Origin of the sequence: Streptomyces sp. ALI-76-A, assembly GCF_030287445.1 — a bacterium.
GTDB lineage: Bacteria > Actinomycetota > Actinomycetes > Streptomycetales > Streptomycetaceae > Streptomyces.
In genome coordinates this window covers 7,065,343-7,080,457 of the sequence record NZ_JASVWB010000002.1, presented here as the reverse complement: position 1 = coordinate 7,080,457, position 15,115 = coordinate 7,065,343, and the positions used below count along the sequence as shown (strand labels likewise).

Below are 15,115 nucleotides of genomic sequence, written 5' to 3'. Positions count from 1 at the left end.
CCTGGGCGGTCCTGCGGGAGCGGCGCGGGGGAGGACGGATGTTCCCCGGCTCGGCCGCGAGATCCTCGGCCGGCAGCTCACGCGACGTGTCGGGCGAACGCCTCGTACGTCCGCTCGTCGAAGAGGACGAACCTGACCTCCTCGACCGCGGTCGGTGTCGCCCGCACCGTTTCCACCGCGATCCGGGCGGCGTCGTCCAGCGGCCAGCCGTAGATCCCTGCGGAGACGGCGGGGAAGGCGACCGTGCGGGCGCCCAGTTCGTCGGCGATCCGCAGCGACGCGCGGTAGCAGGACGCCAGCAGGTCCGACCGGTCCTCCTGGCCGCTGTAGCGCGGGCCCACGGTGTGGATGACCCAGCGGGCGTCCAGGTCACCCGCGGTCGTCGCGAGGGCCTGGCCGGTCGGCAGGCCCTTGCCGTGGTGCGCGGCGCGCAGTCTGCGGCAGTCCGCAAGGATCGCGGGGCCGCCGCGGCGGTGGATGGCGCCGTCGACGCCACCCCCGCCCAGCAGCGAGGAGTTGGCCGCGTTGACGATCGCGTCGGCGCGCTGCCGGGTGATGTCGCCCTGGACGAGGCTGATGGTGGTCATGTCTGCCGCAGCCTCCTCCACACGGCCTTCGCCGCGTTGTGTCCGGACATGCCGTGCACCCCGGGACCGGGCGGGGTCGCCGAGGAGCAGATGAAGACGGCCGGGTGCGGGGTGCCGTACGGGGACAGGGAGAGCTTGGGGCGCAGCAGGATCTGGAGCCCGGAGACCGCGCCGGAGGCGATGTCCCCGCCGACGTAGTTGGCGTTGCGGGCGGCGAGTTCGGGCGGTCCGGCGGTCGCGCGGGCGAGGACGCGGTCACGGAACCCCGGCGCGAAGCGCTCCAGTTGGCGTTCGAGGGCGTCGGTCAGGTCTCCGGTCCAGCCGCTGGGGACATGGCCGTACGCCCAGAAGACGTGCCGGCCGGCCGGAGCCCGGGTGGGGTCGACCACGCTGGGCTGAACGGTGATCATGAACGGTCTGTCGGGGGCGCGTCCCTCCCGCGCCGCCGCGCGCAGGGCGGTGCCGATCTCCGCGCTGTCGGCGCCGATCTGCACGGTGGTGGCCCGGTGCGCCTCCGGCGCGGTCCACGGGACGGGGCCGTCCAGCGCGTAGTCGACCTTGAAGACGCCGGGGCCGTACCGGTAGCCCGCGTAGTACGTGCCGAAGCCGGCGATGCGGGCGAGGGCGGTGGGTGAGGTGTCGAAGACGTACGCGCGGGCCGGCGGGAGGTCGTCGAGCCGCTTGACCTCGTAGTCGGTGTGGACGGTGCCGCCGAGGTCCTTGAGGTACGCGGCGAGCGCGTCGGAGACGGACTGGGAGCCGCCGCGGGCCACGGGCCAGCCGCGGGCGTGGGCGGCGAGGGCGAAGACCAGGCCGACGGCACCGGTGGCGAAGCCGGAGAGGGGAGCCATGACGTGCGCGACGAGACCGGCGAACAGGGTCCTGGCCCGCTCGTCCCGGAAGCGGCGCATCAGCCAGCCGGCCGGGGGCAGGCCGACGAGGCCGAAGCGGGCGAGGGTGACCGGGTCGCGGGGCAGCGCGGTGCCCGGCAGGGACATGAAGTCCCGGACCAGGGCGTCCCACTTGGGCAGGAAGGGCTCGACCAGCCTGCGGTAGGTGCCCGCGTCGCGTGGCCCGAACGAGGCGGCCGTCTCCCCGACCGACCGCGCCAGGACGGCGGCGGTGCCGTCGGTGAAGGGGTGCGCCATGGGCAGGTCGGCGTGCAGCCACTGCAGGCCGTACCGCTCCAGGGGCATCGCGCGGAACGCCGGGGAGTTGATGCCCAGCGGGTGGGCGGCCGAACACGGGTCGTGCCGGAAGCCGGGGAGGGTGAGCTCCTCGGTGCGGGCTCCCCCGCCGACGGTGTCCCGCGCCTCGAAGACGGCCACGGAGAAGCCCCGGCGGGCCAGCTCCACGGCAGCGGTCAGTCCGTTCGGCCCCGCACCCACCACGACCGCATCGAGCATCGACGGCACCTTCGGACTCCTTCGTCAGCCGATGGCCTGTGAGATCAGGATAGGACGCGGTGCCGACGGCGCCGGGCCGCGGGGCGTCTCGCGCCCGCTGCCGCGCACTACTGCGTTCTCAGCAGCCCGATCACCCGGCGGGCCGTGGCCTCGTCGCGGGCCGCGGTGAAGGGCAGGGTGTTGTGGCCGGTGACGCGGAACGGCTCGCCCGCGCGGGTCAGGTGGACGCCGCCCGCCTCCTCCACCAGGAGCAGACCGGCCGCGTGGTCCCAGGCCGCCTCCCACGAGAACGCCGTGGCGTCCGACTCGCCCCGGGCGACGGCCAGGTACTCCAGACCGGCCGAGCCGCAGGCGCGGGGTGCCACCCCCTCGGTCCACAGGCCCAGCAGTGCCTGCTTCTGGTCGTCGGTCGTGTAGTCCGGGTGCGAGGTGGCGACGCGCAGGTCACGGCCCGGCTCAGGGGGGCCGGGGCGCAGCCGCTCGCCGTCGAGGAACGCGCCCTGTCCGCGGACGGCCGTGGCCATCCGGTCGAGGGCCGGGGCGTACGTCCACGAGGCGAGGAGCACGCCGCGCTGCGCGAGCGCGACCAGGGTGCAGAAACCGGGGTCGCCGTGCACGAACTGCCGTGTCCCGTCGACGGGATCGACGATCCAGACCGGGGTGTCGCCCTGGAGGGCCTCGTAGGACGCCGGGTTGGCGTGCACCGCCTCCTCGCCGACCACGATCGAGCCGGGCAGCAGGGCACCGAGCGCCTCGGTGAGGTACAGCTCGGCATTGCGGTCGGCGTCCGTCACCAGATCGTGCGGGCCGTTCTTCTGGTCGACCTCGTGCGCGGCGAGCCGGCGGAAGCGCGGCATGATCTCGGCCGCGGCCGCCTTGCGGACGGCCTCCTGCACGTCGGCGGCGTGGCGGGCGAGAAACTCGTCGATGGTTTCCGTGTCTTCGATCATGACTCCATGAGAGCACGCGCCTCTGACAATCCCCACCCGGCCGGTGCACTGCGGATGGAGCCCCCGTGAACACCGGTGCGGCCGCCGACGGTGGGCGGGCGGGCGACGGTGTGCCGGGTGGGCGGGCGACCCGGGCGGTCGGCGCCCGACCGCTGGGGTCGACACGGGTCAGAGCGGCACCCGATCACCGAACGACCGTCGTGGGCGGGGTGGAGGAGGGCGACGTGAGCATGCGATGCAGGCCGGAACGACACCCGACCGCGTACGGCGTCAGCGCCCCACCGACGGACGGCCGAAGGCGGGCGGGTCCGCCACCCGACCACCGGACGGCCGGTGCGGGTCGGAACGGCACCCCACCGCCTGTGACGTCGGCGTCCGACACGCCGCAGGCGGGCGGGTGCCGCCACTGCCGCCGCCTGTGACGTCAGCACCGACCGCAGGTGATGTCAGCGCCCCACCGCGTACCCCTGCATGCCCCGCGGGTTCGCCGCCGCCGAGAGGATGCCCGTCCGTGGGTCCCGGGCGACCGCGCACAGCCGGCCCTCCGACCAGGGCTCGCCCACGGTCACGTCGTGTCCGCGCCGGCGCAGTTCCGCGACGACGGCCGGGTCCGTGCGGGCCTCCACGGTGACACTGCCCGGCCGCATGCCGCGCGGGTAGAAGGAGCCGGGGAAGCTGTCGTTGTGCCAGTTCGGGGCGTCGATCGCGCCCTGGAGGTCGAGCCCGCCGCGGACCTGGGCGCGCTGCGCGACCGCGAGGAAGAAGTGCAGCTGCCACTGGTCCTGCTGGTCCCCGCCCGGTGTGCCGAACGCCATCACCGGAACGCCGTCCCGCAGCGCGATCGAGGGGGTGAGGGTGGTGCGGGGGCGGCGGCCCGGGGTGAGGGAGTTCGGCAGGCCGTCCTCCAGCCAGGTCATCTGCAGCCGGGTCCCGAGCGGGAAACCGAGCTCGGGCACCACGGGGTTGGACTGGAGCCAGCCCCCGCTGGGCGTGGCGGAGACCATGTTGCCCCACCGGTCGACGACGTCGAGGTGACAGGTGTCCCCTCGGGTGCGGCCGTCGGCGTCGACCTGGGGTCCGGTGCCACGGATGCGCCCGTCGGCGCCGGCGCCGGCCTCGGGTTCGCCCGGCACCGGAGACGTGGGGTACTTCGCGACGGTGGGCTCACCCACCCCCGGAACGCCCGGGCCCCGCCCGTCGCCGCCCCGCGAGCCGCTGTCCGCATCCACCGCGCGCGCGTGGGCGCACAGCCGCGGAACACGCCCGCCGGGGCTGCCGGGCCGCAGGTCGTGGGAGGCCCGCTCACCGATGAGCTGCCGTCGCCCCGCGTTGTACGCGTCGGAGAGCAGCGCGTCGAGCGGCACCTCGGCCGCGTCCCCGTACCAGGCCTCCCGGTCGGCCATGGCGAGCTTGCAGCCCTCGATCAGCAGATGGACGTAGTCGGCCGAGCCGTACCGGGGCAGCTCGGGCGGAAGCAGGGCGAGTTGCTGGAGGAGCACCGGGCCCTGGCTCCACGGGCCGGCCTTGCACACGGTCCAGCCGTTCCAGTCGTACGTCGCCGGCGCCTCGTAGGTCGCGGACCAGCCGGCGAGATCCTCGGCGGTGAGCGTGCCGGCGTGACGGGCACCGCTGGTGTCCAGGGTGGGCCGCTGGGCCTGCCGGACCAGCGCCTCGGCGACGAACCCGGTGCGCCACACCTCCCGCGCGGCCTCGATCCGCGCCTCCCGGTCCCCCGCTCCGGCGACCTCGTCGAGGAGGCGCCGCCAGGTGGCCGCGAGGGCGGGATTGCGGAACAGCTCCCCGGGCCGGGGGACCCTTCCGCCGGGCAGGTACACGTGCGCGGACGTCGTCCACTCGGTCTCGAACAGCTCCCGCACGGTCTCGACGGTCGCCCCGACGTTCTCCACGGGCGCGTGACCGTGCTCGGCGTACCCGATGGCGTACCTGAGGACGTCGGCGAGGGACTTGGTGCCGTGGTCCCGCAGCAGGAGCATCCAGGCGTCGAAGGCGCCGGGTACGGCGGCGGCGAGCGGCCCGGTCCCGGGGACGAGGTCCAGACCGAGCCCCCGGTAGTGGGCGACCGTCGCCCCGGCCGGCGCGACGCCCTGTCCGCACAGGACCCGTACCCGGCCGCCCGCCGGCGCGAGCAGGATCGGCACCTCGCCGGCGGGCCCGTTGAGATGCGGTTCGACGACGTGCAGCACGAACGCGCCCGCCACGGCCGCGTCGTACGCGTTGCCGCCGTCCTCCAGGACGGCCATCGCCGACTGGGAGGCCAGCCAGTGCGTGGACGACACCATGCCGAAGGTGCCGCTCAGGGTGGGACGAGTCGTGAATCGCATACCTGACCTCGGTGTCCGTGTCCGTCGGTCGGTCTACCCGACATCCGCTCGGCGTACCCCCGTTGTTTCCTTGGCCCGGGTCGAACCGGACCGCCGGTCACCCGGCTGCCCGCAGGGGGTGGACGGGCCGTCGCGGTCGGACAGGCGCACTCCGCCCCTTGCAGGGGAACCATGACCGCGGCCGCCGCGACGCCCCCGGATTTCAGTACGCTGCGCCTGCTGTGTTGGGACATGGCGAGTTACTCCTCGTGTACCCGAGTGGGCGGGACGGAAGCGAGCCTGACGCGGTGGGAAGCCGGTCGTCCAACGCAAGAAGTGCATGCTCGTGATGCGCTGAACGCATACTGAGGTCCGGAAGCACGGCTCTTTGTGCCTAGCCTGCATGGAGGTGCCTACGCTCTGTGCCATGTCGCCGCACCTGCGCAACGCGGACTTGAATCTTCTCCAGGCGCTCGCGGTGCTCCTCGAGGAGAGGCACGTCACGCGGGCCGCCGATCGTTCGACCTGAGCCAGTCGGCGATGAGCCGCGTCCTGCTTCGGCTCAGGGAGACGTTCGGCGACGAACTCCTGGTGCGCACGCGGGGCGGGTACGAACCGACCCCCCGTGGACTGCGGATTCAGTCGGAGCTCGCCGAACTCCTTCCCCGGTTGGAGGCGCTGCTGCGCGGGGACGCCTTCGACCCCTCGACGGCGAACCGCCACTTCCGCGTTCACTGCACCGACTTCGCCACCTCGCTGCTCGGTCCGGTCCTCTTCCCGCGCTTCTTCCGCGAGGCTCCGGGTGTCTCGCTCACCGTGGTACCGGTGAGTGACCACTCCTTCGCCGATGTCGAGCAGGGCCGCGCGGACCTGGTCTTCTCCGGTGTCGTGGCACCGTGTGCGCTGCGCTGGGAGACCTTGTTCGAGGAGGAGTTCGCGTGCCTGATGTCCCGCGACCATCCGCTGACCGGGGACCGGGGACCGGCTGACGATGGACGACTTCATCGCGTACCCGCACGTCGTCGTCAGGTTCCTGACCGAGGGCCAGGCCATGGTCGAGCGCCGGCTCGACGAATACGGACTGCGCCGTCCCGTGTGCCTGCGCGTGCCCTACTTCTCCGCGGCGGCGACCGCGGTGCCGGGCACGGAACTCATCGCCACCCTCCCGCGCCACGCCGTTCTCGCCTACGCCGACGACCCGGCCTACCGCGTCGCCGCGCCCCCGGAGGAACTCCCGCCCTTCCCGTACGGCATCGCCTGGCATCCCCGGGTCGACGGCGACCCCGCTCACCAGTGGCTGCGGCGAGTGGTGCGGGAGACCGCCACGCAGGTGTTCGGGCGGGGGCCGGCGGACGACGGCTCGGCGGCGGGGACGTGAGGCTCCCCGGTCCCCGTCAGAGCAGCCTGCGTGTCACCCGCGTGGCGACGGCCCCGTACATCACACCGACCGTCAGGGAGGCCAGCAGCGCCAGGACCGGGGAGTGGTCCCGCAGGTAGGGGTAGACGTGGAAGTGCGTCAGGTAGATGTACAGCGAACTGCCCGCCAGGATGCCCGCGAGCCGGTTGAGCGGGTCCGTGCTGGGCAGGGCGGGGATCCACAGCAGCAGCGTCAGGCCGCCCACGACGACGGAGGTCCGCAGGGGCTGTCCGCCGGGGAACAGTCCCGGCACGGTGACCAGGAGGACGGCGGTCAGCAGCAGCCGGTGCCCGGTCGTGCGGGCGCGTGCCGCCGCCCAGCCCAGCGCGAACAGGAAGAAGACGACGGTGGGGCTGAGGTGGTGGCGAACGGCCGCCAGCCCCCAGGGGTCGTACCGTCCGACCAGTCCCAGGGCGACCAGGGCCAGGGCGAAGGCGAACGGGCCGCGCCGCTCCACGCGGTCGAGCAGCGGCACCGCCAGCAGTACCGCGAGGCCGGTCAGGAAGTAGACGAGCGCCTCGACGAACCAGTACCGCCACTCCGGGTCGGAGTTGTCCCGTGCGAGGAGGCTGTTGGCCAGCACGATGTTGGCCAGGTCGTACTCGCGGGTCAGCAGCAGCGCGAAGGTGATCCACACCATGCTCGGCAGGGCGATGCGCGCGATGCTGCGCCGCAGCCTGCGCAGGCGCTCCCGGCGTTCGTGCGCGGTGAGGTGGAAGCGGGCGAAGTTGAACCCGGCGACGCCGAGCAGCACGTGGGCGCCGCCCTGGACGGCGAACACCGGGATGTGCGAGCCCACGATCAGGACGATGCCGATCGCGCGCAGGGCGATTCCGGTGTCCAGGGTGCGCCGCGGCCTGCGGATGCGGCCCGGGGTCCTGGCCGGGCGCCGGGCGTCGAGGCCGCGCAGTTCCCGGATCGGTGTGGTGTGCCAGTCGGCGGGGAGGACGCCCAGCGCCTGTTCCAGCCGCAGTGACATCTCGACGTAGGAGAGCGAGTCGCCGCCGAGGCCGACGAAGCTGCTGTCCTCGGTGACGTCGGCCCGGTCGAGGATCTCGGCGTAGAGGTCGCGCAGGCCGTCGCCGGTGGTCGCGTCCCCGGGCGGGGCCTCCGGCTCGCGCGCCAGCCGCCGTACGGCCTCGTGGTCGGGCTTGCCCGAGGCGAGCCGCGGGAGTTCGGGGACCGTCCGCACGCGGACCGCGCGGGGCGGCAGACCGCAGCCGTCCGCGACGAGGCGCCGGACGCGGGCGGGGTCGGCTCCCTCGGACCGGACCGCCAGCACGGCCAGCGTGTCGTCGTCGCCCGCGCAGAACGCGCGTATGCCGTGTTCCTCGAGGATCGCCTCGACGCGCCGCGGGTCTATCCGCAGGCCCAGGATCTTGGCGAAGCGGCTGCGGCGCCCCACGATCTCGTACAGCCCGTCGGGCGCGCGTCGGGCGATGTCTCCGGTGTGCAGTTCCTCGACGGTCCGGCCCCGTGCGAGGTCCGCCGCGCTCTCGGCGTAGCCGAGCATGACGTTCGGGCCCGAGTAGACGAGTTCGCCGGTGTCCGGTTCGTCGACGCCGTCCACCGGCCGGATCCGGAAGGAGCCGCCGGGGATCGGCACCCCGACGGCCTGCGGGCGCTCGGCGGCGAGGGCGGGGGGCAGATACGCCATACGGGCGGTCGCCTCGGTCTGCCCGTACATCACGAACAGCTCCCAGCCCGCGCGGCGGCCCGACTCGGCGTAGTGGGCGACCCGTTCGGGCGCCAGGCGTCCGCCGGCCTGGGTGACGTACCGCAGGTGGGGCAGGCGCATGCGGGTGAACCCGACCCGGTCGAGCAGGTCGAAGGTGTACGGCACCCCGGCGAGCGAGGTGCCGCGGGCGGCGCGGAACTCCTCCCAGAAGCCGGCGTCGGCCACCGACCGTTCGGTGAGGATCAGCCCGGCGCCGCGCAGCAGGTGGCTGTGGATGACGGACAGGCCGTAGCAGTAGTGCGGTGGCAGGGTCGTGGCCGCGCGGTCGGTGTCGCGGATGCCCAGGTACGTGGCGATGGACTCGGCGTTGGCCTGGAGGTTGTCGGCGGAGAGCCGGACCAGTTTGGGCGAGCCCGTCGAACCGGAGGTGCTGAGCAGCAACGCCAGGTCCGGGTGCAGGGTGTGGGCGCTCTCGGACCGGCGTTCGTCGAGCACCCAGGTGCCGTGGCCGTCCGGCCGCGCGACCACGTCCGGGTCGTACGCGGCGGTCAGGGCGTCGAGGGTGCCGGCGCTGTCGCCGGGGACGAGCAGGACGGGGTGGCCGGCCGCGAGGGCCGCGAGGAGCACCACCAGGGCGTCGGCGCGGTTCGCGCCGGCCAGCAGGACCAGGCGGCGTGCGGGGCCGAGGCGTTCGGCGGTGGCGGCGACCCGGGCGGCGAGTGCCCGGTAGCTGACCTCGCCCTGTGGCGTGAAAAGCGCGGTGCGGTCGCCGTACGCCGCGAGGTCGCGGGCGAACGGGACTCCCTGACGCCGTACGGGCGGTCGTGGGCAGGGTGCCGTGATGCGCGGCGACGGCAGGGCGGACGGGGCCGAAAGGGGCCCGAAACGATCTATCACGGGCGCGTGACCTTTCTGCGGCAGCGTCCGCAACCAACACAAGCCCCTTGACGCTTAGGCAAGCTTTACCTTATTCATAGCATGTTCACAGTTGGCTGAAAAGGATCGTTCCGCCGCTCGCTGACCGACGACGCGACCAGCGGCGTACCGGCGGGCCCCGCAGGAAGGCACACCCCATGCGACGCCCCTCGGCTCGCCGGATCACCGCGCTCGTCACGGCCGGCCTGCTTCTCCCCGCCCTCGCCGCCTGCGGCTCAGACGACGACAAGGGCGGCTCGGCGGACGGCGGCGACTCCTCCCTCGTCATCTACTCCGGGCGCAACGAGAAGCTGGTCAAGCCGATCCTCGACAAGCTGGAGAAGGCCGTCGGCAGCAAGGTCGAGGTGCGGTACGGCGACAGCGCCGAACTGGCCGCGCAGATCCTGGAGGAGGGCGACCGCACCAAGGCCGGGCTGTTCTTCTCGCAGGACGCGGGCGCGCTCGGCGCCCTCTCCAAGGAGGGCATGCTGGCGAAGCTGCCGCAGTCGAGCCTCGACGAGGTGGAGCCCGCCTACCGCGGCGGCGCCGGCGACTGGGTGGGGCTGTCGGGGCGCGTGCGGGTCATCGCGTACAACCCGGACAAGGTCGCCGAGGCCGAGGTCCCGGACAGCGTCCACGACGTGGTGAAGCCCGAGTGGAAGGGCAAGGTCGGCTTCGCGCCCACCAACGCCTCCTTCCAGGCCTTCGTCACCGGCATGCGCGTCCTGGAGGGCGACGACGCCACCCGCGCGTGGCTGAAGGACCTGAAGGCCAACGGCAGGACGTACGCCCACAACCTCGCCACCCTCGACGCCGTGGAGGCCGGCGAGGTCTCCCTCGGTCTGGTCAACCACTACTACTGGTACGAGCGGGTCGCCGAGAAGGGCGAGGACCAGGTCGACGCCGAGCTCAAGTTCCTGCCGGGCAAGGACCCCGGCGCGCTGATCAACGTGGCCGGCGTCGGCATCCTGAAGGACGGCGGCCAGACCGCGACCGCCCAGAAGGCCGTCGACTACCTGCTGGGCAAGGAGGCGCAGACCTACTTCGCCGACCGGACGAAGGAGTACCCGCTGGCCGCGGGGGTCACCAGCGACGTCGAGGGCCTGCCGCCGTTCGACTCCCTCAACTCCCCCGACATCGACCTCGGCAAGCTGGAGTCTCTCCAGGAGACGCTGGCCATGCTCCAGGACGTCGGGCTGGTCTGAGGACCTGGCCGGACGGAACTCGTGAGCGCCACGTGACCACAGCCCCCTCCGCGGCCCGCCCGGCCGGAGCACCCGCTCCGGCCGGGCGCCGACGCCTTCCCGCCACCCGCGCCAACGGCTCCGGCCGCCGACCCCCGCTGGTCCTGCTCGTCCCCGCCTGCGTGGCCGCCCTGTTCGCCCTGCTGCCGCTCGGCTACCTCGCCGTCCGCGCCCTCGAACGCGGTCCGGGCTACGCGTGGGGCGTCGTCGCCGACGCCCGCACCCTCCACCTGGTGGGGCGCAGCCTCGGCCTGACGGCGGTGGTCGTGGTGGCCTGCCTGGCCTTGGGTGTCTCGCTGGCCTGGCTGACCGTGCGCACCGCCCTGCCGGGGGCCCGTGCCTGGTCGGTGCTGGCCGCCCTGCCGCTCGCCGTGCCCAGCTATGTCGCCGCCTTCGCCTGGCTCGCCGCCCTGCCCGGCGTCTCGGGGTTCGCCGGCGCCGCGCTCGCGCTGACGCTGGTGAGCTTTCCGTACGTCCACCTGCCCGTCGCCGCCGCGCTGCGCGGCATCGACCCGGCCCAGGAGGAGGCCGCCCACTCCCTCGGCCACGGCCCCCTGCGCACGTTCCTGCGGGTCACCCTCCCCCAGCTCCGGCCGGCCGCCGCGGGCGGGGCGCTGCTCGTCGCGCTGTACGTGCTCTCCGACTTCGGTGCCGTCTCGCTGATGCGGTACGACACGTTCACCCGGGCCATCCACACCTCCTACCGCGCCTCCTTCGACCGCACGCCGGCCGCCGCGCTCAGTGTCGTGCTGGTGGTGATGACGGTGGCGCTGGTCGCCGCCGAGGCCCGCACCCGGGGCCGCGCGGGACACGCGAGGACCGGCGGCGGAACGGCCCGCCCGGCCGCCCCGGTCCCGCTGGGGCGGTGGCGCCTGCCCGCCCTCGCGTGGTGCGCGGCGGTGGTGGCCGCCGCCGTCGCCTTCCCGCTCGGCACCCTCGGCTACTGGCTGGCCGTCGGTTCCTCCGCGACCTGGGACCTCGGCGCCGTCACCGAGGCCGCCGGGGCCACGCTCGGCGTCGCCGCCGCCGGAGCCGCCCTCACCACCCTGCTCGCGCTGCCCGTCGGAGTGATCGCCGCACGCCACCGGGGGCGCGGCGCCCGGCTGTTGGAGCAGGCCGCCTACGCGGGACACGCGCTGCCCGGCATCACGGTCGCGCTCTCCCTGGTCTTCTTCGCGGTCCGCTACGCCTATCCGCTCTACCAGGAACTCCCGCTGCTGGTCTGCGCGTACGCCGTCCTGTTCCTGCCGGTCGCGGTGGGCGCCACCCGGGCCGCCGTCCTTCAGGCGCCGCCCGTGCTGGAGGACGTGGCCCGCTCGCTCGGCAGGTCGCCGCTGCGGGTCCTGCGCGAGGTGACCGTGCCGCTGGCCGCACCGGGGGTGGCCGCCGGCGCCGCCCTCACCTTCGTCGTCTGCATGAAGGAACTTCCCGCCACCCTGCTGCTGCGCCCCACCGGCGTGGACACCCTCGCCACCCGCCTGTGGACCGAGACCGGAGCCGGCTCCTTCGCCGCCGCCGCGCCCTACGCCGCCGCACTCATCCTGCTCGCCGCAGTCCCCTCCTACCTCCTGGGCAGGCACCGCGCATGAACGACGTCCAGATCGGGCGACTCGCCAAGTCCTACGGCCCCGAAGCGCCCGTCCTCCAGGGACTGGACCTCTCGGTGCCGGGCGGTTCGCTGGCCGCCGTGCTCGGGCCCTCCGGATGCGGCAAGACCACCCTGCTGCGCGTCGTGGCGGGCTTCCTGCGCGCCGACGCGGGAACGGTCACCGTCGGCGGACGCGTCCTGACCGGCCCCGGTGTCCATCTGCCCCCGGAGCGGCGCCGCGTCGGCATCGTCCCCCAGGAGGGGGCGCTCTTCCCTCATCTCAGCGTGGCGCGCAACGTGGCCTTCGGCCTGACCGGGCTCGACCGCGGGGAACGGCGCCGCCGTACGGAGGAGATGCTCGACCTGGTCGGCCTCGCCGGGTACGGCGACCGGATGCCGCACGAGCTGTCCGGGGGCCAGCAGCAGCGCGTCGCCCTGGCCAGGGCCCTCGCCCCGCGCCCCGCCCTGGTCCTGCTCGACGAACCCTTCAACGCCCTGGACAGCGCCCTGCGCACCGGAGTCCGGGCCGACGTACGCGCCGCCCTGCGGGCGACCGGGGCCACCGCGCTGCTGGTCACCCACGACCAGCAGGAGGCGCTCTCCACCGCCGACCTCGTGGCCGTCGTACGGCAGGGCCGGATCGCCCAGTGCGCCACCCCGCAGGAGCTGTACCGGCGCCCAGCGGATCCCTGGGTGGCCGGCTTCGTGGGCGACGCCGTCCTCCTGCGGGGGACGGTCGGCGACGACGGCTCCACGGCAACCACACCGCTCGGCACCGTGACCCTGGCCGCACCGCCGAACGGGCGGCGCACCGGCACGGTGGTCCTCCGCCCCGAGCAGCTGCGCCTCACCGGCGCGGACGCCGCGGGCGCGGTGCGGGGCACCGTGACCGACGTGTGCTTCTACGGCCACGACGCCAAGGTGACCGTCGCCGTACGGGGCCTCGACCACACGGTGGACGTCCGAGTCGCGGGCCCCCTGTCGGTCGGCCCCGGACAGGAGACCGGCATCCGGGTGACGGGCGAGGTCACGCTGCATCCGTAGACGGTGCGCGCGGGGCCCGCAGGGCGGCCCCGGTCAGCCGCCGCCGCGTGCCGTCACCAGGCCGGACTCATAGGCGAACACCACCAGTTGGGCCCGGTCCCGGGCGCCGAGCTTGGTCATGGCACGGCTGACGTGGGTCTTCGCGGTGAACGGGCTGATGACCATGTGGGCGGCGATCTCCTCGTTGGTGAGGCCGCGGGCGGCCAGGGCGGTGACCTCGCGTTCGCGGCGGGTGAGGTGTTCCAGGCCGGGGGCGGTGGCCCGGTCGGGGGGCCGGGCGACGAACTCGCCGATCAGGGTGCGGGTGACCGACGGGGACAGCAGGGCCTCGCCGCGGGCGACCACCTCGATGGCCTGGAGCAGGTCGGCGGGTTCGGTGTCCTTCAGCAGGAAGCCGCTCGCGCCCGCCCGCAGCGCCTCGAAGACGTACTCGTCGAGGCCGTAGTTGGTGAGGATCACCACGCGGACGGCGGACAGCGCCGGGTCGGCGGCGATGCGGCGGGTCGCCTCGATGCCCGTCATCACCGGCATCTGGACGTCGATCAGCGCGATGTCGGGCCTCCGGGCGCGCACCAGCGCCACCCCCTGTGCGCCGTCCGCCGCCTCGCCGACCACCTCGATGCCGTCCTCGGCCTCCAGCAGCGCCCGGAAGCCCGCGCGCATCAGCGCCTGGTCGTCGACCAGGGCCACTCTGATCATCGGGGGGCCTCCAGGGGCAGTTCGGCGAGCACCCGGAAACCGCCCTCCGGGCGCGGGGCGGTGTGCAGGGTGCCGCCGAGGGCCGTGACGCGTTCCCGCATGCCGGTGAGGCCGGTGCCCGGTGCCGGCGGGCGGGCCGGGTCGGCCGTGCCGTCGTCGTCCACCCGTATCGTCAACCCGGCTTGCCCGTAGTCCAGTCGGACGTGCACCTTCGCCGGTCCCGCGTGCCGGGCCGCGTTGGTGAGGGCCTCTTGGACGATGCGGTACACCGCCCGGTCGAGGGCGGCCGGCAGGGAGCGCTCGTCCCCGCCCACCGTCAGCTCGACCGCGAGTCCCGCCGCCCGGGCGCGCTCCACCAGCAGGGCGGGCGTGCCGACGGGGTCGTCGGTGCGCAGCACCCCCAGGGTGGCGCGCAGTTCACGCATCGCCTCACCGCCCGCCTCCTGGATGGCGAGCAGCGCGGGCGGCACCTCCTCGCCCCGCTTGCGGGCCAGGTGCACGGCGACACCCGCCTGGAGCTTGACGATCGAGATGCTGTGCGTGAGGGAGTCGTGCAACTCCCGGGCGATGCGCAGGCGTTCCTCACCCGCGCGGCGCAGGGCCGCCTCCTCCCGGGTGCGTTCGGCCTCCAGGGCGCGCTGTTCGGTCTGGCGCAGATACGCCTGCCAGTTGCGGTCGGCGAGGCCCGTCACCACCGCGCACAGGAACCAGCCCGCGAGCAGCGCGGACTTCTCGACCATCTCCTGGGTCGTCGGGCCGGTCACGGCGTACGCCACCAGGTAGGCACCGCTCGCCGTGGCCGCCCAGCGCCGGTGCCCCACGCGGGCGGCCGTGTGCACGGCACCGAGGACGGGCAGGGCGGCGAGCGGTCCCGGGTGCGCGTGCAGGACGTGGGCGATGCCGGTGGCCGTGGCCGCGGCCAGGACCGGCAGCGGGGCCGTGCGGTAGAACGCCAGGGCGGCCGACCCGAGCAGGATCAGCGCGTGGTCGACGGCCGTGGTGTCACCGTCGAACGCGGCGGCGGTCACGACGAGGGCGCCGACGACGACCGCGAGGGCCGTGTCGGCGAGCCACCCGCGGCCGGGACGGCGACCGGCGCGGCGGCCTTCCGTGTCACCGCCGAGCGCGCCCGCACGGTCCGGCGGGCCGGAGTCGACCACATGTCCGCTCATGCACGCACCGTAGCTCTCCGCGCCGACACCGGCGTCAGACCTGTGGACAACTCCGCGACTACTCCCGGCGAAGTAGTGCGCACCCCCGGCCCGG

Annotated in this window: 12 protein-coding genes and 1 pseudogene; 5 read left to right on the top strand and 8 right to left on the bottom strand. The window is 74.2% G+C overall.

The features are described 5' to 3' along the window. Positions 1–77: 77 nt before the first annotated feature. The 5 genes from QQS16_RS32280 to QQS16_RS43600 all read right to left on the bottom strand — a co-directional run bounded on the left by QQS16_RS32280 (position 78) and on the right by QQS16_RS43600 (position 5,518). Entirely contained in the window at positions 78–587 is a 510-nt protein-coding gene (locus tag QQS16_RS32280) for an O-acetyl-ADP-ribose deacetylase (RefSeq protein ID WP_286065589.1), read from the bottom strand. Further along, positions 584–1,993: a phytoene desaturase family protein gene (locus QQS16_RS32275; protein ID WP_286065588.1), complete on the bottom strand. Its 1,410-nt coding sequence runs from the start codon at positions 1,991–1,993 to the stop codon at positions 584–586. Before QQS16_RS32275 ends, QQS16_RS32280 begins: the two co-directional genes overlap by 4 nt. 107 nt (positions 1,994–2,100) lie before the next feature. Then, positions 2,101–2,943, bottom strand: a complete 843-nt coding sequence (locus QQS16_RS32270; protein ID WP_286065587.1) for an inositol monophosphatase family protein — start codon at positions 2,941–2,943, stop codon at positions 2,101–2,103. A gap of 446 nt (positions 2,944–3,389) precedes the next feature. Further along, a complete protein-coding gene (locus QQS16_RS32265) occupies positions 3,390–5,285 on the bottom strand; it encodes a gamma-glutamyltransferase family protein (RefSeq protein ID WP_286065586.1) in 1,896 nt (631 codons plus the stop codon). Next, a complete protein-coding gene (locus QQS16_RS43600) occupies positions 5,258–5,518 on the bottom strand; it encodes a twin-arginine translocation signal domain-containing protein (RefSeq protein WP_353479705.1) in 261 nt (86 codons plus the stop codon). The genes QQS16_RS32265 and QQS16_RS43600 overlap by 28 nt, the downstream gene beginning before the upstream one ends. Positions 5,519–5,804: 286 nt before the next feature. Here QQS16_RS43600 and QQS16_RS43595 point away from each other — a divergent pair. Next, positions 5,805–6,212: pseudogene (locus QQS16_RS43595) on the top strand (LysR family transcriptional regulator); the annotation flags it as partial. A 43-nt stretch (positions 6,213–6,255) separates the two neighbouring features. Continuing rightward, positions 6,256–6,642, top strand: a complete 387-nt coding sequence (locus tag QQS16_RS32260) for a LysR substrate-binding domain-containing protein (protein WP_353479704.1) — start codon at positions 6,256–6,258, stop codon at positions 6,640–6,642. Positions 6,643–6,658: 16 nt separating this feature from the next. On the opposite strand, the gene QQS16_RS32255 is transcribed toward QQS16_RS32260, so the two are convergent. After that, positions 6,659–9,256, bottom strand: coding sequence for an AMP-binding protein (locus QQS16_RS32255; RefSeq protein ID WP_286065585.1), 2,598 nt, complete (start codon positions 9,254–9,256; stop codon positions 6,659–6,661). A 176-nt stretch (positions 9,257–9,432) separates the two neighbouring features. Here QQS16_RS32255 and QQS16_RS32250 point away from each other — a divergent pair, with 176 nt between their 5' ends. From QQS16_RS32250 to QQS16_RS32240, 3 genes are read left to right on the top strand one after another with little or no spacing between them, the layout of a single operon-like run. Further along, positions 9,433–10,479 (top strand): iron ABC transporter substrate-binding protein, encoded by a 1,047-nt coding sequence (locus tag QQS16_RS32250; protein WP_286065584.1) that lies wholly within the window; start codon positions 9,433–9,435, stop codon positions 10,477–10,479. Between the two features lie 32 nt (positions 10,480–10,511). Next, positions 10,512–12,107: an ABC transporter permease gene (locus QQS16_RS32245; RefSeq protein WP_286065583.1), complete on the top strand. Its 1,596-nt coding sequence runs from the start codon at positions 10,512–10,514 to the stop codon at positions 12,105–12,107. Further along, the gene (locus QQS16_RS32240; protein ID WP_286065582.1) at positions 12,104–13,150 is read left to right on the top strand and encodes an ABC transporter ATP-binding protein; all 1,047 of its coding nucleotides are present in this window, start codon (positions 12,104–12,106) and stop codon (positions 13,148–13,150) included. The genes QQS16_RS32245 and QQS16_RS32240 overlap by 4 nt, the downstream gene beginning before the upstream one ends. A gap of 33 nt (positions 13,151–13,183) precedes the next feature. On the opposite strand, the gene QQS16_RS32235 is transcribed toward QQS16_RS32240, so the two are convergent. Both QQS16_RS32235 and QQS16_RS32230 read right to left on the bottom strand, forming a co-directional pair. After that, positions 13,184–13,849: a response regulator gene (locus QQS16_RS32235; protein ID WP_286065581.1), complete on the bottom strand. Its 666-nt coding sequence runs from the start codon at positions 13,847–13,849 to the stop codon at positions 13,184–13,186. After that, positions 13,846–15,021 carry a sensor histidine kinase gene (locus tag QQS16_RS32230; protein WP_286065580.1) on the bottom strand — a complete coding sequence of 392 codons (1,176 nt, stop codon included), beginning with the start codon at positions 15,019–15,021 and terminating at the stop codon, positions 13,846–13,848. The genes QQS16_RS32235 and QQS16_RS32230 overlap by 4 nt, the downstream gene beginning before the upstream one ends. Positions 15,022–15,115: the final 94 nt, after the last annotated feature.